This is a genomic window from Paenarthrobacter nicotinovorans (genome assembly GCF_007670255.1).
Classification (GTDB): Bacteria; Actinomycetota; Actinomycetes; order Actinomycetales; family Micrococcaceae; genus Arthrobacter; species Arthrobacter nicotinovorans_B.
In genome coordinates, this window is record NZ_SZVS01000002.1 from 184,682 (window position 1) to 207,173 (window position 22,492).

Annotated in this window: 19 protein-coding genes; 14 read left to right on the forward strand and 5 right to left on the reverse strand. The window is 63.4% G+C overall.

Going from position 1 to position 22,492, the window contains the following annotated elements:
* Window positions 1–53 precede the first annotated feature (53 nt).
* From FDP28_RS03695 to FDP28_RS03715, 5 genes are all read left to right on the forward strand, one after another.
* A complete protein-coding gene (locus FDP28_RS03695) occupies window positions 54–2,225 on the forward strand; it encodes a S8 family serine peptidase (protein ID WP_144659257.1) in 2,172 nt (723 codons plus the stop codon).
* Window positions 2,226–2,327: 102 nt separating this feature from the next.
* Window positions 2,328–3,200: an MBL fold metallo-hydrolase gene (locus FDP28_RS03700; protein WP_260842321.1), complete on the forward strand. Its 873-nt coding sequence runs from the start codon at window positions 2,328–2,330 to the stop codon at window positions 3,198–3,200.
* Between the two features lie 112 nt (window positions 3,201–3,312).
* The gene (locus tag FDP28_RS03705; protein ID WP_144659259.1) at window positions 3,313–4,359 is read left to right on the forward strand and encodes a hypothetical protein; all 1,047 of its coding nucleotides are present in this window, start codon (window positions 3,313–3,315) and stop codon (window positions 4,357–4,359) included.
* 97 nt (window positions 4,360–4,456) lie between these two features.
* The gene (locus FDP28_RS03710; protein ID WP_144659260.1) at window positions 4,457–6,079 is read left to right on the forward strand and encodes a cell wall anchor protein; all 1,623 of its coding nucleotides are present in this window, start codon (window positions 4,457–4,459) and stop codon (window positions 6,077–6,079) included.
* A 255-nt stretch (window positions 6,080–6,334) separates the two neighbouring features.
* A complete protein-coding gene (locus FDP28_RS03715; protein ID WP_144659261.1) occupies window positions 6,335–7,552 on the forward strand; it encodes an MFS transporter in 1,218 nt (405 codons plus the stop codon).
* A 91-nt stretch (window positions 7,553–7,643) separates the two neighbouring features.
* Here FDP28_RS03715 and FDP28_RS03720 read toward each other — a convergent pair whose 3' ends face one another.
* Complete coding sequence (locus tag FDP28_RS03720; RefSeq protein WP_144659262.1) at window positions 7,644–8,984, reverse strand: acyltransferase family protein; 1,341 nt, start codon at window positions 8,982–8,984, stop codon at window positions 7,644–7,646.
* Between the two features lie 228 nt (window positions 8,985–9,212).
* Between FDP28_RS03720 and FDP28_RS03725 the strand changes: the two genes are divergently transcribed.
* Window positions 9,213–9,440, forward strand: a complete 228-nt coding sequence (locus FDP28_RS03725; protein WP_144659263.1) for a hypothetical protein — start codon at window positions 9,213–9,215, stop codon at window positions 9,438–9,440.
* 30 nt (window positions 9,441–9,470) lie between these two features.
* Here FDP28_RS03725 and FDP28_RS03730 read toward each other — a convergent pair whose 3' ends face one another.
* Window positions 9,471–10,484, reverse strand: a complete 1,014-nt coding sequence (locus FDP28_RS03730; RefSeq protein ID WP_144659264.1) for a phosphatase PAP2 family protein — start codon at window positions 10,482–10,484, stop codon at window positions 9,471–9,473.
* A gap of 53 nt (window positions 10,485–10,537) precedes the next feature.
* Here FDP28_RS03730 and FDP28_RS03735 point away from each other — a divergent pair, with 53 nt between their 5' ends.
* Genes FDP28_RS03735 through FDP28_RS03750 form a run of 4 tightly spaced genes read left to right on the forward strand, consistent with a single transcriptional unit; the run spans window position 10,538 to window position 15,180 of the window.
* A complete protein-coding gene (locus FDP28_RS03735) occupies window positions 10,538–11,956 on the forward strand; it encodes an ABC transporter substrate-binding protein (protein WP_144659265.1) in 1,419 nt (472 codons plus the stop codon).
* Complete coding sequence (locus FDP28_RS03740) at window positions 11,953–12,903, forward strand: carbohydrate ABC transporter permease (protein WP_144659266.1); 951 nt, start codon at window positions 11,953–11,955, stop codon at window positions 12,901–12,903. The genes FDP28_RS03735 and FDP28_RS03740 overlap by 4 nt, the downstream gene beginning before the upstream one ends.
* 8 nt (window positions 12,904–12,911) lie before the next feature.
* Entirely contained in the window at window positions 12,912–13,784 is an 873-nt protein-coding gene (locus FDP28_RS03745; RefSeq protein WP_144659267.1) for a carbohydrate ABC transporter permease, read from the forward strand.
* 28 nt (window positions 13,785–13,812) lie between these two features.
* On the forward strand, window positions 13,813–15,180 hold the full coding sequence (locus FDP28_RS03750; RefSeq protein WP_144659268.1) for a glycoside hydrolase family 32 protein: 1,368 nt from the start codon (window positions 13,813–13,815) through the stop codon (window positions 15,178–15,180).
* A gap of 21 nt (window positions 15,181–15,201) precedes the next feature.
* Here the strand turns inward: FDP28_RS03750 and FDP28_RS03755 are convergent, their stop codons facing one another.
* The 3 genes from FDP28_RS03755 to FDP28_RS03765 all read right to left on the reverse strand — a co-directional run bounded on the left by FDP28_RS03755 (window position 15,202) and on the right by FDP28_RS03765 (window position 17,591).
* The gene (locus FDP28_RS03755) at window positions 15,202–16,251 is read right to left on the reverse strand and encodes a LacI family DNA-binding transcriptional regulator (RefSeq protein ID WP_144659269.1); all 1,050 of its coding nucleotides are present in this window, start codon (window positions 16,249–16,251) and stop codon (window positions 15,202–15,204) included.
* Between the two features lie 65 nt (window positions 16,252–16,316).
* Window positions 16,317–16,955 (reverse strand): DUF2510 domain-containing protein, encoded by a 639-nt coding sequence (locus tag FDP28_RS03760; protein WP_144659270.1) that lies wholly within the window; start codon window positions 16,953–16,955, stop codon window positions 16,317–16,319.
* A gap of 15 nt (window positions 16,956–16,970) precedes the next feature.
* Complete coding sequence (locus FDP28_RS03765; protein WP_144659271.1) at window positions 16,971–17,591, reverse strand: DUF2510 domain-containing protein; 621 nt, start codon at window positions 17,589–17,591, stop codon at window positions 16,971–16,973.
* A gap of 104 nt (window positions 17,592–17,695) precedes the next feature.
* Here FDP28_RS03765 and FDP28_RS03770 point away from each other — a divergent pair, with 104 nt between their 5' ends.
* From FDP28_RS03770 to FDP28_RS03785, 4 genes are all read left to right on the forward strand, one after another.
* On the forward strand, window positions 17,696–18,283 hold the full coding sequence (locus FDP28_RS03770; protein WP_144659272.1) for a hypothetical protein: 588 nt from the start codon (window positions 17,696–17,698) through the stop codon (window positions 18,281–18,283).
* A gap of 60 nt (window positions 18,284–18,343) precedes the next feature.
* Window positions 18,344–19,363, forward strand: coding sequence for an o-succinylbenzoate synthase (locus FDP28_RS03775; protein ID WP_144659273.1), 1,020 nt, complete (start codon window positions 18,344–18,346; stop codon window positions 19,361–19,363).
* Window positions 19,364–19,438: 75 nt separating this feature from the next.
* Window positions 19,439–21,529, forward strand: coding sequence for a PhoX family protein (locus tag FDP28_RS03780; protein ID WP_144659274.1), 2,091 nt, complete (start codon window positions 19,439–19,441; stop codon window positions 21,527–21,529).
* A gap of 282 nt (window positions 21,530–21,811) precedes the next feature.
* The gene (locus tag FDP28_RS03785; RefSeq protein ID WP_144659275.1) at window positions 21,812–22,387 is read left to right on the forward strand and encodes an SOUL family heme-binding protein; all 576 of its coding nucleotides are present in this window, start codon (window positions 21,812–21,814) and stop codon (window positions 22,385–22,387) included.
* The last annotated feature ends 105 nt before the right edge of the window (window positions 22,388–22,492 follow it).

Sequence of the window (22,492 nt, forward strand, 5' to 3'; positions counted from 1 at the left end):
ATGCCCCAGTGAAAAATCCCCGACTCCGCCCTGTAAGAGCCGTTGGCATAGCCATGACCACTCTTCTAATTGGCGCTGGCTTGGCCGTTCAGCCTGCCGCAGCCGATAAGATCGACATCATTCCGAGCACCCCGAAGGTCCTCAAGCCCGCCGCCGACGTCCCCACGGACCAATTCATTGTGGGCATTCGGGACAGCGCCGCCCAAACAGCCGCAGTGAAGGCCGAGAACGCAGCGGATCATGCAGCTACCAAGCTGGGTGTCGCCGCCAAGAGTTCCCGCGAGAATGCCACCGGCGGCCACGTCATCAAGCTCGACGAAGCACTCTCGGGATCTGAAGCCCAGGCCTTCGTTGAAACCCTCCGTGCAGATCCCAACGTGGCCTACGCAGAGCCCGACGCCATCATGCGCCCGACCTCGCATTCGCAGGACTACGGGTACTTGGAGCAGTGGAACCTGTGGGACAACCTTTCCGGCATCCGCACTCCCGGAGCCTGGGACTACAACCATGGCGAAGGCGTAGTGGTTGCGGTGGTGGACACCGGCATCACCAGCCACCCGGAACTCAACGCCAACGTGCTGCCCGGCTACGACATGATTTCCAGTGCTGCAGATGCTCGTGATGGAAACGGCCGGGACCCCGATCCCACCGACCAGGGTGACTGGGTACCCGCGGAAGAGTGTGAAGCCGGCAGTCCTGCCATGAACTCTTCCTGGCACGGAACCCACGTGGCTGGAATCGTGGCAGCGCTGGGGAACAACAAAATCGGCATCTCCGGCGTTGCTCCAAGCGCCAAGATCCTTCCGGTCCGGGCCCTCGGCGTCTGTGGCGGGTACACATCGGACATCGCAGATTCCATCATTTGGGCGGCAGGTGGCGTGGTTACTGATGTTCCCGTGAACCCCAACCCGGCCAAGGTGATCAACCTTAGCTTTGGCGGCACCGCAGTGTGCTCCGCCACGTACCAGAACGCCATCAATACTGCCTACAACGCAGGCGCCGTGGTTGTGGCCTCTGCCGGAAACTCCAACGTTCCAGCAGCTGACGCGAGTCCCGCAAACTGCCAGAACGTGATTGCCGTGGGAGCCAGCGACAAAACTGGAGCCCGGGCCTCGTACTCCAACTACGGCCCCACCGTGGACATCACGGCGCCCGGCGGCGACATGTCCGTGGACGTCAGCCGTGGCATTCTGTCCACGCTGAACTACGGGACAACAACTCCTGGTGAGCCTGCTTTCGCCTGGATGGAGGGGTCGTCCATGGCCGCTCCCCATGTGGCCGGTGTTGCAGCGCTTCTCATGTCCGCGCAAGGCGGCGCAGTTACCCCTGCCCAGGTGGAGCAGCAGCTCAAGGAAACGGCGCGGCCATTGCCTGGAGGCTGCTCCGTCGGTTGCGGCGCGGGCCTGGTGGATGCGACGGCGGCACTGAAGAAGTTCGGCGGGACGGCTCCCGCCATAGCGCCGAACAAGAAGCTCACCGACTTCAACGGTGACGGCACAAGCGACGTTATTGCACGCGATGGCAGTGGGGCACTGTGGCTGTACCGCGGCAACGGCTACGGAGGATGGAAGGGCGCCCGCACCCAGATCGGTGTGGGCTGGAACGGCATGACTTCCATCGAGGCGCCGGGTGACTTCAACGGCGACGGCTATGCAGATGTCATCGCCCGCGATGGCAACGGCGTGCTCTGGCTCTACCCCGGTAACGGATTCGGTGGTCTGCTGGGTGCCCGTCAGATCGGTGCCGGCTGGAACGTCATGACCTCCATCAAGGCGCCGGGCGACTTCAACGGCGACGCGACAGCTGACATCATCGCCCGCGATGGCAACGGCGTGCTCTGGCTCTACCCGGGCAACGGCACTGGCGGTTGGCTGCAGCCGCGTCAGATCGGCGCCGGCTGGAATGTCATGACCGCCATCGACGGCGTCGGGGATTTCAACGGTGACGGCAAAGCTGACGTCATTGCCCGCAATGGCTCCGGCGCACTTCTGCTCTACCCCGGCAACGGCTCGGGTGGGTGGCTTGGTACCAGCCAGATCGGTTCGGGCTGGAACATCTTCAACGCCCTCGAAGCTCCCGGCGATTTCGACGGCGACGGCAAGGTTGACGTTCTCGGCCGCACCACGGGCGGTGACCTGATCTTGTACGCAGGCAACGGCGCAGGCTGGTGGCTGTACTCCGCGCAGGTAGGCGCAGGCTGGAACGTCATGACGGCCATTCTCTAAATCCCTGTACCAACGGCTCGGTTCATTCCGCGCTCTCCCAGCTTTCCGTGGGTAGAGTAGAGGCCTGAACATCGCCGGATTGCAGTGGATACGGAGAACGCATTGTCAGCTTGGCTGGAACTTGGACCGGACAACTACGTCTTGGAAACCGAGGGATCGTTACTCAACACCGGGCTGGTGGTGGGCTCTGAGCTCGCCATGGTCATCGACACCGGCTGCGGCCCGCGCCAGGGCCGCGAGATCCTTGCTGCGGTGCGTGAAAAAACCCAGCTGCCGCTGGTTGTCGTGAACACCCACGCGCATTACGACCACTTCTTCGGTAACGCAGTCTTCGCTGACGACGGCGTTACCGAGTTTTGGGCGCACGCCAACTGTGCGGCCACTATCGAACGCGACGCCGACAACCAGCGACGCTTCGTGGCCACCAACGAACCCGAGATGGCAGCGGGGGAGGGCGACGCCGTCGAGATCGTCGTCCCGAATGCGCTGGTCCGCGACCAACCTGTTCTGGTTGACCTTGGGGGCATCACTGCAACGCTCTTCTACCTGGGACGTGCCCACACGGACGGCGACCTGCTGGTAGGAACCAGCACCACCCTTTACGTTGGTGACCTCGTCGAACAGGGAGCGCATCCTTCATTCGAGGATTCCTTCCCGGAAGAGTGGGCTGATGCCCTGCGGCACATTTCCGCCCTGCGTCACCGTTATGAGTTCCTGGTCCCGGGCCACGGAAAACATGTCAGCGACGAGTTCGTCAAGACCATGGCCCACACCATGAGCACCGCGGTTCGCCAGGCAACCCAGTCCATCCGTGACATGCCCTCTGACGCAACCAAGGCCATTCCCGTGCTTCCGTACGGCCCGGAACAGTCGCGTTGGTTCATCAAGAGGCTCCAGGAAACCAACGCCCATGGCCGCACCTCCTTGGGAACGGCGGACTTCGGCCCGAGCGAGACGGGTTCCTACCCCTCGTAACAAGGTTCCTTACAAATTTGTCATCTTGTTTACTCCCAGGCATGGACTAATGGCGTAAGACCGTCTTAGGATGAATTCGACCATTGGTTCGCGACTACCTGGGGGTGTCGAGATGAGGGGTTCACGCGTTTTCCCGCGTGCTGCCAGCATTCTCCGCTCTGTCATGGTCGCGGGCGCAGGCACCGCAATCTGGATGGCACTCTCAGCCACAGCCGCCGACGCGAACACAGGCTCGGACAAGAACCTTTTGGACAGTGTCACATCGTCCAGTTCCATCACCGTCCCGGTGCCCAACGTTCCTCTCCCGGCCACTGTCAAAGGGTTGCTGCCGGCTGATCAGGTCAACGTTCCCGTCCCCGCAGTCACTCCCGTGGTTCAGCACGTGGCCGGCGCGGTGGATGATGCAGTGGGCGCCGTCCCGGTAGCCAACCAAATTCTCCCCGCAAACACAGCGGGAACCATCGTGAACACCGTGGTGACACCTGTCACCGATCCTGTGGACCAAATCGTCAACGTAGTGGTTCCGCCGGTGAACTCCCTCGTGGAACCGGTGCGGTTGGAGCCGGTGACGGACGCAGTCAACCCGGTTGTGGAACCCATTGTGGGCGTCGTGGACACCGTCCTGCCGCCCCTGGACACAGTGGTTCCGCCCATCACGATTCCACCTGTTGTGGTGCCTCCGGTTACGGTCCCTGATTCCGATCTGCCTGGCATTCCTGGCGCGGATGCTTCAGTAGCTCCGGCCTCACCGGACGCGGGCACCGAGCCATCAGCCGGCGTCGTAAGTTCTCCGGAGCCCACCGGCAGCCTGGCTGTTCAAGCCGAACAGTCCTCTGAGGCAGGGCTCTCGGTGGACGCGTCGTGGCTGGCAAACACGCGGAACTTCGGGCCCACAGGCATCACAGCGGTGCTTGGCGGATCCTCCCCTGTTGCCGATCCTGCGGCCCCGTCCGGGCTGCCGGGCGACTTCGACGCCCTCCCGTCCGGCCTTGCCGGCAGTGGTTCCGGCGGGTCCTCCAACGGGCCGCCAAACCCGGCGGCAGCATTTCTTCACGACGCACTGATCATTCCCGCTGACGCACTTCCTGGCCTCGCAACGGCCAGCGATGAACAACATCCAAAGCCGGTCTCATTCGACCCCGGCTCATCTCCTGACTAGTTCCCCGCCTTGCTGCACCAGCTTTAGCGGCAGACGGCTCGACAGACGATCCGTGATTGGACGTCTCCGGAAACTAGATCTTCAGGAGAAACACACCATGAACACGACCATTCGCAAGTGCCTGATCGGCACCTGCTTTGCAGGGGGCATGATTGTCCTCAGCGCCACCGCGGCAAACGCCGCAGATACCACCAGCGGCAGCGACGGACTCCTTTCCGGCACGCAGGTGGTGGCGCCAGTAACAGCACCAGTCAGCCTCGGCGCAACTTCTTTGGGCCTGGTAGGGGACTCGGCAGCAACCAGTTCGGCAGCACCCGCTGCCGCTACGGGTTCAGCGCCCGCCACCACCACCGGTTCCAACGGCATCGGCTCCGGAACACAAGTTGTCGCTCCGGTCACGGTGCCCGTAAGCCTGGGCTCGTCGTCAGTGGGTCTGCTGGGGGGCTCCACTGCGACGAGCTCAGCCACACCTGCCGCCCCCGCTGGGTCAACAAGTTCGACGCCGACAGCCACAACAGGCGGCGGCGACGGTATCGCCTCGGGAACCCAAGTTGTGGCACCGGTGACGGTTCCCATCACGGTTGGTTCGACGTCGGTGGGCGTCCTGGGTGATTCCTCGGCTACAGCGCGTTCGACCGGTACGTCCGGCGGCACGGCTCCTGCTTCATCGGGTGCTTCCACTTCCGGTTCTGATGGCGTTGCTTCGGGGACGCAGGTTGTTGCTCCGATTACTGCGCCGGTGAACGTTGGTTCGGTCGGTGCTGGGGTGTTGGGGGATTCCTCGGCTACCTCGGGTTCGACCGGTACGTCCGGCGGCACGGCTCCTGCTTCATCGGGTGCTTCCACTTCCGGTTCTGACGGCATTGGTTCGGGGACGCAGGTTGTTGCTCCGATTACTGCGCCGGTGAGCGTTGGTTCGGTCGGTGCTGGTGTGTTGGGTGATTCCTCGGCTACGTCCGGTTCGACCGGCACTTCCGGTGGCACGGCGCCTGCTTCATCCGGGGCTTCCACTTCCGGTTCTGACGGCATTGGTTCGGGGACCCAGGTTGTTGCTCCGATTACTGCTCCGGTGAGCGTTGGTTCGATCGGTGCTGGTGTGTTGGGTGATTCCTCGGCTACGTCGGGTTCGACCGGCTCCACCGGTGGCTCAACCGGTACCACTCCGGGTGCCAGCACTTCCGGCTCTGACGGACTCCTTTCAGGTACACAGCTGATCGTTCCGATCACCGCTCCTGTCACCATTGGCTCGACCTCGGTAGGCATCGGTGGCGGTTCTACCGGCAACGTAACCCCTCCTGTTGTCACCCCTCCGGTAGTTACGCCTCCTGTTGTCACCCCGCCGGTAGTTACGCCTCCCGTTGTCACCCCGCCGGTAGTTACGCCTCCGACCGAGACCCCGATCACCGGAAGCCCCTCGACCGGTGGAGAAACCGGTGTTGATGAGCCCATCGGTGGCGCCGTAACGGGTGGCGCAACGAACAGTGGCGCTACTAACGGAAGCCTCACCGGCGGAACCATCCAGACCGCGGGCAGTGTTCACTCACTGGTTACTACCCAAGGTTCCGTGACCGCGGCAGCCTCCACCGCCGTCGGAAGCGCCAAGACCTTGGCTGCAACTGGTCTGAACAACAGCTTCGTACTCTGGGCAGGAGCAATGCTCCTCATGGGCCTGGTACTGACCGCCCTTGGTCGTCGGAAGGCAGCAGCCAGCCGTCGCTAGGGCTGAGCGGTAAATCCGCTTCGCATCCAGTTGTTGCGGCTCCGGTCTCCGGAGCCGCAACAACCGCGCGTCAGACCCATGCACCCGTTGCCCCCGATCGCCCCAGTAACCCCTGGTGCGTCGGGCGCGTAAGGGCGCGAACCAGCCCACGAAAGGGTGCGCCTGGCGCGTACGCGTGCGGGCCAGCCCACGTACGGGTGCGCGCCTGACCACGAAAGGCAACGGCGCACTTCCTCAAGTCCTAGGATGAAAGGGATGACCACCACCCAAGCAGACACGAACTTCAGCCTCCGCAGTGTTGCCCTCCCCGCTTTTGGGCCGGCACTGCTGTTCTGTATCGGTGAAGGGGCGGTCCTTCCGGTCATTGCGCTTTCGGCAAGGGACTTGGGCGCATCCGTGGCTGTTTCGGCGTTGATCGTGACGCTCATCGGACTGGGTTCGTGGTTCTTCAACATTCCAGCATCGATCATCACCGAGAAGTTCGGCGAACGATGGTCAATCGTCGGCGCCGGCGCCTTGGGTGCCATGGCGCTTGGCGCAGCCGCTTTTGCCCCGCAGCTCGACCACGGACTGTGGCTGTTGGCCGCATCCATGACGTTGGTGGGCATGTCTGCCAGCGTCTTCAACCTTGCCCGGCAGAAGTTCCTCACAGAGGCCGTACCGGTCATCTTCCGGGCGCGCGCCTTGTCTACGTTAGGCGGCGTCACCAGGATCGGCATCTTCATTGGACCGTTCATCGGTGCCGGAGTGATGCAGTTCGCGGGAATCAGCGGAGCGTACTGGGTAGGTTTCGCAGGGATGATGGCGGCTGCTGCTTTGTCGCTCACCATCCCGGATTTGGTTGCGCCCGAGACGTCCGACGGCGGTCCGCGCCCTCCGGCGTCGACGCTGCGGAGCGTCGCGGTATCGCATGCAGGGGTGTTCCTGAGTGTCGGTTTCGGCATCCTGCTGCTGAGTGCATTGCGTGCTTCACGGCAGGTCGTTATCCCGCTGTGGGCCGATCACCTGGGTCTCGACGCCACCCACGCTTCACTGCTGTACGGCTTGTCGGGGGCAATCGACATGCTGGTCTTCTACCCGGCGGGAAAGCTCATGGACAGGAAGGGGCGGCAATGGGTGGCCATACCATCCACGGTGATCATGGGATCGGCGCTGATCCTGATTCCATTCACCGCAGGCTTCGTCCCCTTGCTCTTGGTGGCGTTGTTGATTGGTTTCGGCAACGGAATCAGTTCCGGACTGATCATGACATTGGGCGCTGACTTCTCGCCGGACAACGGGCGGAGTCACTTCCTGGGCATCTGGCGCTTCATTGCGGACTCTGGCGCCACCGGGGGACCGGTGTTGCTGTCAGGGCTCACGGCTGCCGTCTCCCTCTCCGCCGGTATCTGGGCCACAGGCGTGCTGGGCTTCGCAGCGGCAGCGGTGTTCGCCGTCGCCATTCCGCGCTTGAAGCACCGCCGCAACTACTGAGGCGCGTGGCTTCCCGACCCACTCTCAAGCCGCAACAGCCACAAATCACCCCCATCAGGTTGTTTCATGGCTGTGAGCCGTTGAAAAGAGGTCAGGAAAGCACGCGCTCAGCAGAAGCGGGACGCTTCCACGCCCGGCCGGGCACTTTGCCGGTCACCAGCACCACCGCGAGCACCAGCAGGACCAACCCCCACGTAGCGTTGACTGCGCCAAGAGCCGTGCGCATCACCACGAACGGCGGAATGATGGCCAACGCAGTTGCAACCACGATCCTCCACATCGAAGGCCGCGACGCACCCGGGGCCAGCGCAGTGCTTGCGAGCTCAAGACGGACCAAGGGTATGGAGACCAGCAACACCAAAGCCCACGCCGCCACGTAGAAGAGGGGCCTGCTGACCCACCAGTCAAAGCTTGCCGGTTCGGGGAAGGGCAGGTGCAGCAGCAGCGCAATCCCGAACATCGCGATGATCAGCGGCAAGTGCCACAGATAGATGGTCATGGCCCGGCTGCCTACCACGTACATCACCTTCTGGACCCAGCCAAGCTGCACGCACCGCTGCAGAACAGGGTAGAAGGCCTTCACCAGCAGCACATGGGCCAGGCCCACCAGGATCAGGGGAAACATGGGCGGGTTTTGGCTGGTCAGCATGTCCACCGGGTACGGTCCCGCATGCGTCAACAGCACCAGCGACGCATAGCAACCAGCTGCAGCTAGAACCAGCTGCCACCGCGCAATCCGATCAAAGAACCCGTCGGCGTAGAAGAACCCCAGCTGCTGCAGCAGCCCCCATACGAACACCATGTTCAGCAGTCCGATCGGGTTTGAGTCGAAGCCCCAGGGATTGTGCTCCAAAGCCAAGCGGAAAACATCCACGACGACGGCGCCCGCGGCCAGCGCGGCGATGGTCCGGTAGGGTGCGGCCTCGTGGAGTTTCGCCATAGTTGGCACCATTGCCTGGCAGATCAGGTAAGCAGCAAGGAACCACAATTGAACTCCGGCACCCGCGGCGATCACGGCGAGCAGATCGCCCGGGACGCCCGCCGCCGTCGCACTCCACAACGCAACGGCGAGGAACGCGTACAAGGCGACCGTTGGGCGAACCAGCCGCAGCACCCGGTTCCGCAGGTAATCACCGGCGTCGCCGCCCTTCCGGCGCAGGCTGCGCCATGATGTCAGAGACGCGAAACCGCCCACAACGAAGAAAAGCGGCATGATCTGGCCAAACCATGTGCCCTGGGCGAACCAGCTGAGGGAAGTCAGCGGGTTGTCCACGCCGATTCCGGAGTCGTCCACGTTGATCCCCATCATGAGCAGGTGGACTGCGACAACGGCGAACATGCAGGCTACCCGGATCAAGTCCACAACAAGGTCACGTGAGGCCGGGACCGTTGGGGCGCCGCCGTGCAGCTCGGCTTTCAGTGTGGAAGACATGGGAGCTCCTGCAGTTGGCCACTGTTTATCCATCGAATGGAGTAACTGTACCGCACCGGGAAAGATTCGTCGACGTAATCCACGGAAACCTTGGACGCCGGCGGGTCAGGATCGGCCTTTCCCGTCGTAGCCTAGTGGGGAGGACCCGGCCAATTTCCCGAGTTTGAGGCAGTGCATTGAGGGTCCCCGCCCTATCCCACCAAATCAAGAACGGCAGCGCTGATCACTATGCACATCAGGGAATTTTGGAATCAGCTTTCACCCGAAACGCAGCAATGGCTCATCGACAATCCCGGCAGCGTGATGGTGCCGCGGACGGTGACGACCATCATCAAGGGACAGACCGGCGATGACAGTGCCGTGGATATCCATGGCGCCACCGTGCTGACGGATGAGGACCGCGCCTTCATCCGCGAGCAGGCCCGCCGGGTGCGCAGCGACGCAACGGAGGGCTGAAGCTGGCGGCGGTGCGCCGCCGTCGAGCCTCTAGTTCTTGCGGGCCGCCAGGCCGAACAGCCATGTGCCGCCAAGCGCTGAAAGGTATCCAGCGATGGCTATGAAGGCTGTGCCTGCCCAGAAGTAGTCGATGGTACTGTCGGCGCTGAGTCCGGGCATCACCTGAAGCAGTGAGTAGCCGGCGATCATTAAAGCGACAAGCAAAGCGGCAACCGTAAGCCACACCCAGATCCGGGAGGCGGCCCAGTGCTCGCCGTATCCCTTCCACACGTTCCAGTTGCCTCCGGTTCGCAGGACAAGCCAGCCGGCGGGGAGCATAATGGCGCCCACCACCAGGAAGGCGGCAATGACGTCGGCCGGGCGGTGCCACTGGTTGATGAGGGTGGAGACGCCGGTGGCTACGGCGAACGTGCTTCCGAGGAAGCCGGCCAGGGGACGCCAACGAGGGGAGACCATGAGGAACACAGCTGCCGCGGCGGAGGCGGCAAGGGTGGTGTGACCTGAAGGCAGTGAGTTCAGTTCCAAGGTCTGCACGCCGCGGTCGGGCCGGTCCGGGATGAAGAACTTGAGGATCTGCGTGGCCAGGTTGGCGGCGACGCAGGCGGCCACGGCGATTCCCGCAGCCCTCCAGCGGCGCCGGGCGACGGTCACGAAGAGCACCATGACGGTGGCAATCGCCAGGGAAAGCATGGGGAGCATGTCGAGGAACTCGGTGGAGGCGCGGCCTGCCGTTCCGCTGAGGGCGGTGGCTTCGACCAATGCCGACTCGTCGATGAACTGGCCGGCCGTGGTGCGCACAAAGAAGTAGTACGTTGCCGCGAGGCCCACGATGCTGGCGATGGTGGCCAAGCAAAAGAGAAAACCTGTGCCACTGCCTGCGGCGCGTGCTTCAAGCGGCCGTTTGCTCGGCCTCCCGCTGGTGCGGAATTGCTGGGAACTCATTCTGACTAGACTGCCACAATTCGCTGGACGCCTCATGTGAACCCGGATCTCGCGTGGCGGGGTCCAGTGAGGCGCAAGCAACAATTCTGTGACACTTGACACGTGTTAGGTGCCGGGCATACTGTTCCTAACACGTGTTAGGGAAGGAAAATGACATGTCGGGAACCAATGGGGCTTTGCGCGAATTCACACGTAGAAGTGCCCTCACAGCCCTCGGCGCCGGAATCGTCGGACTCACAGCGGCGTCGTGGCCGCGGTTGACCGGCGCCGATATCCCGGGCCGGGGCGACAACAGCCTCAGCATCGCCATCATGGGTACCGCCGCAGATGCCGCAGCCCGCCAGAAGGTCATCGACGCCTTCGCCAAGGTCCACCCGGAGATCAAGGTCAAGGTCCAGGCCATCCAGGCCGTGGACTGGAAAGACTTCTTCACCAAGATCCTCACAATGGTGGCCGCAGGCACGCCGCCGGACGTCGTGTACGTGGCAACGGAAGGAGCCCAGCTTTTCGCCGAGAAGCTTGCCCACCCGTTGGACGAGTACCTCCGTCGCGATGCCGACCATATGAAGGAGTACTTCGCCGATGTCCACCCGAGCCTGGTGGAAGCCTTTATGTACAAAGGCAGCCTGTTCCAGCTTCCCATCGACTGGAACGCCGCCAACATGTACTACAACACAACGGCGCTCCGGCAGGCCGGCCTTGACCGGCCCGCGGACGACTGGACCCACACCGACTTCCGGGCGACCCTCGCCGCCATGAAGAAGGCGAACCCCAAGGACTTCACGCCGTACTACTGGACCAACAGGCTCTTCGGTGGAGTGGTCCCGTGGCTCTACGCCAACGACACGAGCTTCCTCAAGGAAACCAAATCCGGCGGCGGCGAATGGTTGTGGGACGGCTTCTATGCCAATGACCCCTCCCGCGGCCTCCGCTCGGGCGGCTACCAGTGGCTCGAACCCAACGCAGACGATCCCCGGGTTTTCGAATCATTCGACTACCTCCGCGGACTCGTCAAAGACGGGCTCGGCGTCCGTCCCGAGGAAGGCGGCGGAAGCTCGCTGATCGGCCTCTTCGCCTCCAACCGCATAGGTACGACGCCGGCCGGCGGCTATTGGGTCCAAGGCCTCCATGAGGCGGGGATGACTGAGGACGGATTCGATGTCCAGTTCTTCCCCAAGTGGCGGTCCCAACGGCACCAGTTCGGCACCGCAGGCTACGCGATCATGAAGACGGCCAAGGACAAGGACGCCGCCTGGGAATGGGTGAAATTCAGCTCCAGCCTTGAGGCCATGCGGATCGTGTTCCCGACGCCGAACACGACACCCGCCCGCCGCTCCATGGTGAACGAGCAGCTCTACGCGGGAACAGGGCCCCGGCATTGGAAGGTCTTCTACGACACCCTGGACCGTTTCCCCACCACAGGTCCCATACCGGCGCCACCCCAGCAGGCCGCCGTCGAGACCGCCCTGATGAAAAACGTAAGCCTGGCTGTCAGCGGTGACGAGCGCCAACTCAAGGACGCGCTCAACTCCATGCAGCGTGACCTTGAACTGGCCTTGAGGAGGCAGCCATGAGCACAACCACCAGTGCGCCCGCCCGGACAGGAAGGCAAGCCGGCCACAAATCCCCGCAGGATTCCAAGCGGGGCCGTGTACAACAGCGCTGGCTTCCGTGGGCCTTCCTCGCACCAACCATCGCGGGCATGGGCATCTTCACGTTGCTGCCCATTGTGGCCTCGATCGCGCTCGCCTTTTTCCGCTGGGACATCATCTCGGCGCCGACGTTCGTGGGCTTCGACAATTTCGCCGAGGTAGTCCAGGATCCGACCGTTCGGGTTTCGTTCCTGAACACCATCGTGTTCGTGATTGTGGCCGTGGCGCTGCAGCTCGGACTGGCCTTGGGCCTGGCGATCATGGTGCAGGAGAAGCTCCCGTCATGGCTGAGGGTGTTCTTCCGTTCGGCCTTCTTCTTCCCGCTGATCCTGTCCGCCGCATCGGTATCGATCTTCATGCGATACCTCTTCAACGAGCAGTTCGGCGTCGTGAACTGGTTGTTGTCCATCGTCGGCATCCCGGCGGTTCCGTGGCTGACAACGCCAGGTGGGTCCGCCGCCGTCGTCATTCTTGTGTACGTGTGGCAAAACTTCGGGTTCTCGTTCCTGCTGTTCATCGGCGGACTCGCGTCGATTCCGGTGGAGACCTACGAGGCCGCATCCATCGACGGAGCGACGGGTTGGCGCAAGCACTGGTACGTCACCCTGCCGCTGCTGAGCCCCACCACCCTGGTGGCCTCGGTGATGGCCATCATCAACGCATTGCAGGTGTTCGACCAGCCCTACGTCCTTACCCGCGGCGGGCCCGGCGACTCGACACGAACCGCCGTCATGGTGATTTTCGAGTCCGCGTTCCAGCGCCTCGAATTCGGCCAGGCCTCCGCGATCGGCGTGATCCTGACGCTCATCATCATGGGGATCACCGCCCTTCAGTTCCGGCTCAGCAAACGATTCGTCTTCTACCAGTAAGGCCCGCCATGACCACCATCCAAGAACGTGTCACCACCACGGCGCCCGTAGTCACCCGGAAGAAGCGCGACTGGTCAGTGGCCGCGCGCGTCATCGTCTTGCTGATCGCGTCCGTCTTTGTCCTGGGCCCGGTGTTGTGGACGCTGTCCACCTCGCTGCGTCCGCCGTCGGAATCCTTCCAGCTGCCGCCCGCCTTCCTGCCGCTCAATCCGGACCTCACCTCCTACGAGCAGGTGTTCAAACAGCTCAACATCGTGGCGCTGGTGTTGAACAGTGCGCTGGTGACCGGGCTGATCGCGGTGGGTCAGATGATCACCGCAGCACTGGCCGGATATGCTTTCGCCCACCTTCGCTTCCGTGGGCGGGGGGCGCTGTTCTCCATCGTCCTGGCCACCATGATGGTGCCGGCGCAGGTGACGATCGTGCCTGTCTTCATGCTGATCCGCGGCGTTGGATTGTCGGACACGCTGCTCGCGCTGATCATTCCGGCCATTCCGACGGCGTTCGGCACCTTCCTGATGCGCCAGTACTTCCTGGGGTTGCCGGGTGAGCTCGCTGAAGCGGCCGCCATCGACGGCGCCTCGCCGTGGCGTACGTTCCGTTCCGTGTATGCGCCGCTGGCCATGCCGGGCCTGGCAATCGTGGGCATCCTGGCGTTCAACTTCCACTGGAACGAGTTCTTCAGGCCGCTCATCATGACCATCTCGGAGCAGAACTTCACGCTGCCGCTGGGCTTGGTTTCCCTTCAGGGCAACCTGGGTACAGGAAGCATCTCCGTGGTCCTTGCCGGCGTTGTCCTCTCCATGATTCCCGCGCTGGTGGTGTTCATGTTCGGTCAGCGTGCGCTGCAGGACGGGCTCACCGCAGGCACGGGCAAGTAGTTTCTTCTTCACTCTGAAAGGGGTTCCGTTGACGGACCTTGTACTCTCTGACTCCCTGTTGGCTGCCTCGACGCACCCGGACCCTGCCTTCCCGAGGTTCCACCCACGTCCGGCGCAGGGCTGGATCAACGATCCCAACGGCGTCAGCTTCATCGACGGCCGCTACCACGTGTTCTTCCAGTACAACCCGTTGTCCGCCCGGCATCACCAGATCCAGTGGGGCCATGTGAGCTCCCCGGACCTGGTCCGCTGGGAAGAACACCCGGTGGCACTTGTTCCCCAGGCAGGCGGGCCGGACTCTGCCGGGTGCTGGACGGGCGTGGTGACCTCCGATAACGGCGTACCAACTGCCGCCTACTCCGGCGTGCAGGACCACGGTGGCCACTCGCAGGTAGTGATCGCGAGGGGGTCCTCCGACCTGGTGACGTGGGAGCAGGACGGACACGTCGCCGCCTCCATGCCCTCCGATCCTCTGGTGACCGCTGTTCGCGATCCCTTCATCTTCCACTTCAACGGATCCCGCTACGCCATGCAGGGCGCCGGCTTGGCCGACGGGCGCGCCGCCTTGCTGCTGTACACGGTGGATTCCCTGGACGACTGGAAGTACCAAGGGATCTGGCTCACCACGGCCAACTCTGTCGCAGCCGAGCACACGCCGGCCGAGATTTGGGAGTGCCCGCAGTTGGTGGAGGTGCCGGTAGCCTCCGGCGGCTCCACATGGGTCATGATGTTCTCGCTGTGGCTCTCCGGCGACGACCACGAGCACGCCAACGGTGTGGGGCACCTGATCGGCTCACTATCGGCCGATCCCGAGACCGGGCTGCCCGTGTTTGATCCCGTCTCGGGCGGGAAGTCCGACCTTGGCCGCGACTTCTACGCACCGCAGATCGTGCAGCTTTCTTATGGTTCTTCTGCTTCGGCTTTGCTGTTCGGTTGGGCCAACGAAGGCCCCGGACGCGACGGCCGCCGTGGCCGCACGCAGGAAGAAATTGACGACGCCGGATGGTCGGGTGTTTTGACGCATCCCCGCCTTCTCTCTGTGGTTGACGGTGCGCTGGCAGTTGCTCCTGCGCCGGAGATCGGGGCTTACCGGGGCGCTTCAGTGGCTTCCGGGGCCAGCGGATCAGTGGTGGTTCCGGGGTTTGCCGAGGTGCTGGTGTCCGGTTCCGGCGCTGTTTCCCTGGAACTGGGCGCCGGTTCCCAGGTGGTCTATGCAGGTGAACTTCTCGCGGGGGAGGAGCTTCGGATCTTTATCGATGCCTCGCTGGTGGAGGTGTACCGTTCCGGTTCAGTGGCCACCACCGTCCGGGCTTACCCCGCGCCCGGGGAATCGTGGACGCTTACCCTTCCCGATGGCGCGACTGCCGAGGTGTGGGAGTTGGCACTGCCCCGCTGAGTGGGCCTCGCAACGATGGGCTCAGCGAGGTGCTGGGCCCGTCGACTCCCGCACCACCAAGCGGCAGGGGACGAGCGTCTCGACGGTGGGGGCCGCCGTCGTACTTTCTGTGCCCTCAATGGTGCCCAAGAGTGCTGCCATGGCCGCCTGGCCGATCTCGCGCAACGGCAGGGCCATGGTGGTGAGGGCGGGGACCATGGTGCTGGCGATGCGGTGTTCGTCGTCGTAGCCCATGATGGAGAGGTCTCCCGGGATACTGAGGCCCAGGCGGGACGCCGCCAGCGCGACGCCTATGGCCAGGCGGTCGTTCGCGCACATGATGGCGGTTGGCCGATCGCCGGGGCCCACGTCGTCGAGCAGGCGCATGGCCCAGGTGAAGCCGTCGTTGATGTCCCAGCCTGCGTGTGTAATCCGGTCTTCCCTGACGCTGACCCCGGCGCGGTCAAAGGCGTCCTTGAAACCCTTCACGCGGAGAGGAGCGGCAGGATCTTCACCGGCGCCGGCTACAAGGGCAATGTCCCGGTGGCCCAGTTGCAAGAGGTGTTCTGTGGCTTCGCGGCCGCCGGCGATTTCGTCCGGGATGACGTGGTGAAGCCGGGGTTCGGGGCGTTCGTCGTAGCAGTTGGCCAGCACTGACGGGACGCGGAGCATGCCCTGGGGGATCTCGATCGGCTTCAAGCCCACGGTCACATACATGAGGCCATCAACCTGCCGGTCCAGGAGGGTTTCGATGGCACTGGCGTCGCGGGCGGCATCGCTTTCCGTGTCCATGACAACGGTGACGAAGCCACGGCTGCGCGCGACGTCGTCCGCGCCGCCGATGATGTTGCCGTCGAAAGGGCTCACCACAACGGCGTCAGAGACGATGCCAATGACGCGGGACCGCTGGTTCCGCAGGCTAAGGGCGATGGCGTTCGGGGAGTAGTTCAATTCCTGCGCTGCCAAGCGGATGCGGTCCTGGCTCTCCTTGGCCACGTTTCCGTCGCCGCGCCCATTGAGGACCAGTGAGACCGCACTTCGGGACACGCCGGCCCTCTTGGCGACGTCCAATGCGGTGGCCTTGCGGTTCATCGGCTTCCTCTCCTGGCGCTTAGTCAGCAGTCTACCTAACGCGTGTGAGGGCGGGGTGGAGGCGGCTAGGCAGCGTAGCCCATGCCCGAGAAGACGGAGCGCATCAACTCCATGCTTTTGAGGCTGGCCAGGACCATGTAGAGCAACCACCCTGCAATCAGTACAGCCATTGGCCACCACCCACGTCCGGGGGCGACCTTGTTGACCACCACTGTCCGGCCAATCATGTAAACCACGCTGCCCATGTACATAAGGGCCCAGGCCCAGTGAAATGGCCGAACCACTCCTTTGCTTCGCAGGCTCCGGTAGTCGAAGAACGCCAGGACAACCGAGGCCACGTAGACAAACGCCAAGGACCCAATGGTCAGGAAGTAGCCGAGGTCCAAGAGAGACGACGGATCAGGGACGGGATCGCCTGTGGACGATGTCACGAAACGGACCTGTGGGTTCCACGCCAGGACGAGCACCGCTGGAAGCAACGGCAGCCCGGTGAATACCCAGACGAAGGCGTTGTAGACCGAGGTCTGCGCGCTGATGGGTGGTCGCTGGTTCAGTAACGGCGAAGCGGGTGGCCCTACATGTTGGGTCCAGGCCGTGCCGTCCCACCAACGGTAGTACCGTGGATCCGCAGCGTCGGCATACCAGCCAGGTGTCGGCGTCGTGTTGGGCTTCGGCGGCGGGCCCGGCGCTGAGGCGTCAGTCATTGAGTTCCCTGGGCGTTAGGCGTTCACGGAGTAGCCAAGCTGCGAATAGATCTGTGACATGAAATTGGCCATCCATATGCCGACCACTATGAAGGACACAATAATTGTTCCGATCATGGCCCAGATTGGGGCGAGGCCACGGCCCAGGGCTACCTTTCGGACGATGACGGTCCGGCCAATGACGTAAACCATGGGGCTCAGGAAGCACCAGGCCCAGTGGAACGGGCGGATCACTCCCGAATTCGCCAGGCGCTGACGATCGAGAAACGCGAAGAAAACCGACAACCCGTAGGTAACGAAGCCTATGCCCTGGAGCAGAAAATAACCCGGAGAGTAGATCGACGTCGGGTCTACGGTGGTTGTCCCTTGGCGCGTTGTAATGAGGCGGAACTCCGGCTGCCAGAAGAGCATCAGGAGGAGCGTGACCAGCGGGAGCAACGTGATAGCCCAAATGAAAGGGTTGTACACCGGCGTCTGGTTGCTGATGAGAACGCGCTGGACAGGCATGGTCTGCGCCGTGGCTGGCGCCAGATGCGGTGTCCACTGCACACCGTCCCACCACCGCATCCGCTGAGGGAATGACGGGTCCGGGTACCAACCGGGAGGCGTTGTTGAACCGGGCATTGCTTGACTCATGTTTTCCCCCACATCGTGTTGTGACTTCGAGAATATCGCGGTTGCTGCCTCTCGGTTGTCAGGTGACCTTCCCCAGAGCTTGTGTGGCGGTGTATGGATGGAGCATGAGCTTCTTCGACGACCTCCCCGAGGCCCCCGCCGGGCTACGTGAACCGCAGCCGGGCCGGCCGGAATGGTCCGGGCCGCCGTCGGACGAACTGCCGGGCATGGTGCCTTCCGGCGGTTTTGTGCTCCGAGGCCCCAACGCGGTGGTGGCTTTGAAAGCGGTCGAGGTCTTTTCCGCGGGGTGCATTCTGGATCTTGTGTGGTCCGTGCGGCGCTCCGAAGAGTCCGATTCAGGGTGGCGGGAAGTGATGGAGCGCGGCTTTGAGCGACCCGGGTTACCGGGAATCCTGTTTGGCGTAGCGCTGCCCGACGGTCGGAAAGCCTTCGCCGGGGATCCTTCCATGGTGGAAGGCCCACTCGACACTCCGGGGCCTGTCCTGGTGCAGCAGGAAGGCGGTGGGAGCAGCGCGAGTTCCGAGCAGGCCCAGGGAGCTGCCCAGTACTGGTTGTGGCCGTTGCCTGCCGAAGGTGACCTGCAGATCGTTGCAAAGTGGGATGATGCGGGGTTGCCGGAGGGCTCCCTACTCGTGCCTGCCGGGCCTCTGGCCCGGGCACGGGACGAAGTGCGCAAATACTGGTCGGAGTAGTTTTCCACATAGGGCACTTCCCTTCGCAGGGGCGTCAAAGGCCGCCGGTACAGTGGCACTATGCCTGAACGCCTCCCTGAGCTTGAAGAACTCCTTGATTCCGCTTACGTGGTCTCGTTGCCTATGCGCGTGAAGTTCCGGGGCATCATGGAGCGCGAGACTCTCCTGTTGCGCGGGCCGCTGGGGTGGGGAGAATTCTGTCCGTTCCCGGAATACGACGACGACGAATCCTCCCGCTGGTTGGCGGCCGCCTTGGAGGCGGGCTGGCTGGGGTTCCCGGAACCTCTGCGCGCCGAGGTTCCGGTTAATGCGACGGTGCCGGCAGTTTCTGCTGATCGCGTTCCCGACGTCCTGGGCAGGTTCGGGCGCGTGGATGCTGTCAAAATCAAAGTCGCTGAAAAGGGACAACAGCTGTCCGATGACCTCGCGCGAGTGGCAGCCGTCCGACGGGCCCTTCCTGAGGCCGCGATCAGGGTCGACGCCAACGGTGGCTGGGATGTGGAGCAGGCCGTTGAAGCACTCGGGGCGCTCGCTCCATACGGGCTTGAATACGCCGAACAACCTGTTCCCACCATTGATGGATTGGCTGAGGTGCGGCGGCGGGTATCTTCCACAGCGACCCCTGTCCGCATTGCCGCAGATGAGAGTGTGCGCAAGGAAGATGACCCCTTGCGCGTGGCACGCGCTGGAGCCGCCGACCTCATCGTGGTCAAGGTGGCGCCCCTCGGAGGAGTGCGGCGGGCCTTGGCCATCGTCGAACAATCCGGGCTGCCCGCCGTCGTCAGTTCCGCCTTGGACACCTCCGTGGGTATCCGTGGAGGCCTTGCGCTCGCGGCCGCGCTTCCCGCGTTGCCATACGCTTGCGGCCTGGGCACAGTTTCGCTCTTTGCATCGGACATCACCCGGGATCCGCTGGTAGCCGACGACGGCGCCATCCGGTTGCGGGAGGTCAGCGCCGACGCCGGGCTGCTGGAGCAGTTCGCGGCCTCCGGGGAACGCCGGGATTGGTGGCTGGACCGGCTCCGGCGCGTCCACGCCGTCTTGGCCACGGACCAGCACGGGTTGTTCACCGGGTCTTAACCGGGCAGACCTCTCAGCGTTGGATTGCGCTGAAAGGCTCGTCGGGATCCTCGTACACACTCTGGAAGGTCCCCCATGTCTGAAACCACCGGCCGCAAGTTCCCGCTGCTGCCCATGCTCGGCCACACCAAGGGCAAGCGCAGTGCAGTGACGTGTGCGCTCAAGTGCGACAACGCCTGCGCAGGCGATGTCTGCAACACCAGCACCAACGGCTACTTCCGCGATATTGCCTCCACGGCGATGTCCCGCCGCGCGGCCCTGGGCCTGGGCGCGGCAGGTGCGCTCGCCGTCGTTCTTGGAGGTGCCGTTACCGGTACCGATTCCGCCGTCGCCGATGCCGGTAACGGACTGTCTGACGCTGCAAAGAAGGGCTTCGACAAGTCCAAGCTCCAGTTCACGGCCATCAAGCCTGTTGACGCCGCCGTCGATGCCTTCACCGTTCCTGAAGGCTTCGACTGGAACCCCATCATCCGCTGGGGTGACCCGCTGTTTGCGGACTCGCCCGCGTTCGACATCACCAAGCAGACGGCCGCTGCCCAGGCACGCCAGTTCGGCTACAACAACGACTACACCGACATCCTGCCGATCCCCGATTCCAAGGATCGCCGTGCCGTGCTCTTCACCAACCACGAGTACACCAACGAGAACATCATGCTGCCGGTTGGCTTCGATGCAGCCGAAGCACGCGCCATTGGCCGCGCCGCACATGGCCTTGCAGTTGTAGAGCTGGAGCGCAAAAACAAGAACAAGCCGTGGAGCTACGTCCAAGGTGCTGCCCTGAACCGGCGTTTCCTCACCGACACGGTCTATGAACTGACCGGTCCGGCTGCAGGCACCAACTTGGTCAAGACCATCGATGACCCCGCGGGCCGCTGGATCAAGGGGACCTTGGGCAACTGCTCGGGTGGCACCACTCCTTGGGGCACCATCCTTTCCGGTGAGGAAAACTTCAACGGATACTTTGCCGCTCCCGGAACCAGCGACGCAGACAAGCGCTACGGTCTCTCGTCGAAGCCGACCACCCGCCAGTGGGAGCTCGACGAACCCCGCTTCGATACCCGCAACTCCGGATACGCCAACGAAAGCAACCGCTTTGGCTGGATCGTGGAAGTCGATCCGTTCGACCCCACTTCCACACCCAAGAAACACTCCGCCATGGGGCGTTTCAAGCACGAGGGCGCCAACGTCATTCTTGCCCCGGATGGCCGCGTTGTGGCCTACATGGGTGACGACGAGCGCTTCGATTACCTTTATAAGTTCGTCTCCAAGGGCAAGTACAAGCCCGGCGACTCCAAGGCAGCTCGCAAGAACAACATGAGCCTGCTCTCCGAAGGTGACCTGTACGTTGCCCGCTTCACTGGCGACTCGCCTGCCGCCGAGATCGACGGCAGCGGCAAGCTTCCCGCCGACGGAGCATTTGACGGTTCGGGCGAGTGGCTGCCCCTGGTGGTTGGCGGAGCGTCCGCCGTTCCGGGGATGTCCGTGGCTGAAGTTCTTGTCTACACCCGTCTGGCCGCCGACAAGGTTGGCCCTACCAAGATGGACCGGTGCGAAGACGTCCAGCCCAGCCTGCTCACCGGCAAGATCTACGTGGCCTGCACCAACAACTCTGACCGTGGCAAGGCCGGCAAGGAAGGCGCGACGGAGGTCAACCCGCGCACTCTGAACCGGGACGGCCACATCGTGGAAATCACCGAGGCCCCGGGCCAGACCGGGACCAAGTTCAACTGGACCCTCCTGCTGGTTGCAGGCGACCCGTCCAAGAACAGCTCCACGTACTTCTCGGGGTTCCCGGCCGACAAGGTCTCGCCGATTTCCTGCCCGGACAACGTGGCTTTCGACTCCGTGGGCAACCTCTGGATCTCCACGGACGGTGCTCCGTCAACCATCGGTTACAACGATGGTCTGTTCAAGGTCACCCTCGAAGGCCCGGAGCGCGGCAAAGTGGAACAGTTCCTGGCTGTTCCCCGCGATGCCGAGACCTGTGGTCCGATCGTCCACGATGAGGAGCGCACGGTGTTCGTCGCCGTCCAGCACCCGGGCGAAGAAGGCACGTTCGACGCGCCCCACTCGTACTTCCCGGATTACGTGCCTGCCGGAGCTACTCCTGCGCCTGGCGCGGTGCGGGCACCCCGCCCGTCCATCGTGCAGGTGTTCCGTAAGTAACTGATCCGCAGAAGCGCTCCCTTATCTCGTGGAGATAGGGGAGCGCTTCTGCGCTCCTGACGCTCGCTCACATCCCCGGTGTTTGGGCGTGACGCTCGCTCACATTCCCGGTGTTTGGGCTGGACGCTCGCTCACATTCCGCGCGTTTGGGCCTGATGCTCGCTCACGTTCCGCGTGTTTGGGCTTGACGCTCGCTCACGTTCCGCGTGTTTGGGCTTGACGCTCGCTCACGTTCCCGGACTCTGGCGGGCGGCGCGACACCGGCGTAGGGTCAATCCCACCATGACTGAACAGCAGCCGTATGATCTGGTCAAGCGCTATCCTCACTTCGAACTGCGCCGGTATCCGGCGCATGTTCTCGCGGAGGTGCAAGTGCATGCCGCGTTTGATCGCGCGGCAAACGAGGCCTTCCGCTCCCTCTTCAACTACATCAGCGGCAGTAACAAGGCCCGGCAGAAGCTGTCAATGACCGCGCCCGTTCTGCAAGAGAACGCATCATCCGAGGAAATGGTCATGACGGCGCCCGTTCTGCTGAGCGGTCCTATCCCGAGAGGCGAAGACGAAGACTACGTCGTGGCTTTCGTCCTGCCGCCTGGAGTGACAGTAGATAGCGCCCCTGTCCCTGACGAACCCAGGGTCAAAATCCGCGAGGTACCAGGGTCCTTGACGGCTGTCGCCCGGTTCTCTGGGAGTGGATCAGCTACAGCGTTTCAACGTCATAGTGTTGCGCTGCTTGAGGCCCTCCGGTTGGCTGGCCTGTCGCCTGTAGGGGCTCCGCGGTTCGCACGTTTCGATCCTCCCTTCAAACCATGGTTCCTTCGCCACAACGAGGTCGTGATCGACGTCGAAGAGCCGTGACAGCGGGGATGTGCGTGAGGGTTGGCCGGAAGGTGGGGGGATGTGCGTGAGGGTTGGCCGGAAGGTGGGGGATGTGAGCGAGCGTTGGGAAGTGACGGGCACCCA

Excerpts from the sequence above, each read along its gene's own strand:
- FDP28_RS03740 (WP_144659266.1), top strand. The coding sequence starts at position 11,953 with ATGAGCACAACCACCAGTGCGCCCGCCCGGACAGGAAGGCAAGCCGGC.
- FDP28_RS03765 (WP_144659271.1), bottom strand. The coding sequence starts at position 17,591 with ATGAGTCAAGCAATGCCCGGTTCAACAACGCCTCCCGGTTGGTACCCG.
- FDP28_RS03770 (WP_144659272.1), top strand. The coding sequence starts at position 17,696 with ATGAGCTTCTTCGACGACCTCCCCGAGGCCCCCGCCGGGCTACGTGAA.
- FDP28_RS03705 (WP_144659259.1), top strand. The coding sequence starts at position 3,313 with ATGAGGGGTTCACGCGTTTTCCCGCGTGCTGCCAGCATTCTCCGCTCT.
- FDP28_RS03735 (WP_144659265.1), top strand. The coding sequence starts at position 10,538 with ATGTCGGGAACCAATGGGGCTTTGCGCGAATTCACACGTAGAAGTGCC.
- FDP28_RS03780 (WP_144659274.1), top strand. The coding sequence starts at position 19,439 with ATGTCTGAAACCACCGGCCGCAAGTTCCCGCTGCTGCCCATGCTCGGC.
- FDP28_RS03745 (WP_144659267.1), top strand. The coding sequence starts at position 12,912 with ATGACCACCATCCAAGAACGTGTCACCACCACGGCGCCCGTAGTCACC.
- FDP28_RS03755 (WP_144659269.1), bottom strand. The coding sequence starts at position 16,251 with ATGAACCGCAAGGCCACCGCATTGGACGTCGCCAAGAGGGCCGGCGTG.
- FDP28_RS03760 (WP_144659270.1), bottom strand. The coding sequence starts at position 16,955 with ATGACTGACGCCTCAGCGCCGGGCCCGCCGCCGAAGCCCAACACGACG.
- FDP28_RS03715 (WP_144659261.1), top strand. The coding sequence starts at position 6,335 with ATGACCACCACCCAAGCAGACACGAACTTCAGCCTCCGCAGTGTTGCC.
- FDP28_RS03785 (WP_144659275.1), top strand. The coding sequence starts at position 21,812 with ATGACTGAACAGCAGCCGTATGATCTGGTCAAGCGCTATCCTCACTTC.
- FDP28_RS03725 (WP_144659263.1), top strand. The coding sequence starts at position 9,213 with ATGCACATCAGGGAATTTTGGAATCAGCTTTCACCCGAAACGCAGCAA.
- FDP28_RS03695 (WP_144659257.1), top strand. The coding sequence starts at position 54 with ATGACCACTCTTCTAATTGGCGCTGGCTTGGCCGTTCAGCCTGCCGCA.
- FDP28_RS03710 (WP_144659260.1), top strand. The coding sequence starts at position 4,457 with ATGAACACGACCATTCGCAAGTGCCTGATCGGCACCTGCTTTGCAGGG.
- FDP28_RS03775 (WP_144659273.1), top strand. The coding sequence starts at position 18,344 with ATGCCTGAACGCCTCCCTGAGCTTGAAGAACTCCTTGATTCCGCTTAC.
- FDP28_RS03720 (WP_144659262.1), bottom strand. The coding sequence starts at position 8,984 with ATGTCTTCCACACTGAAAGCCGAGCTGCACGGCGGCGCCCCAACGGTC.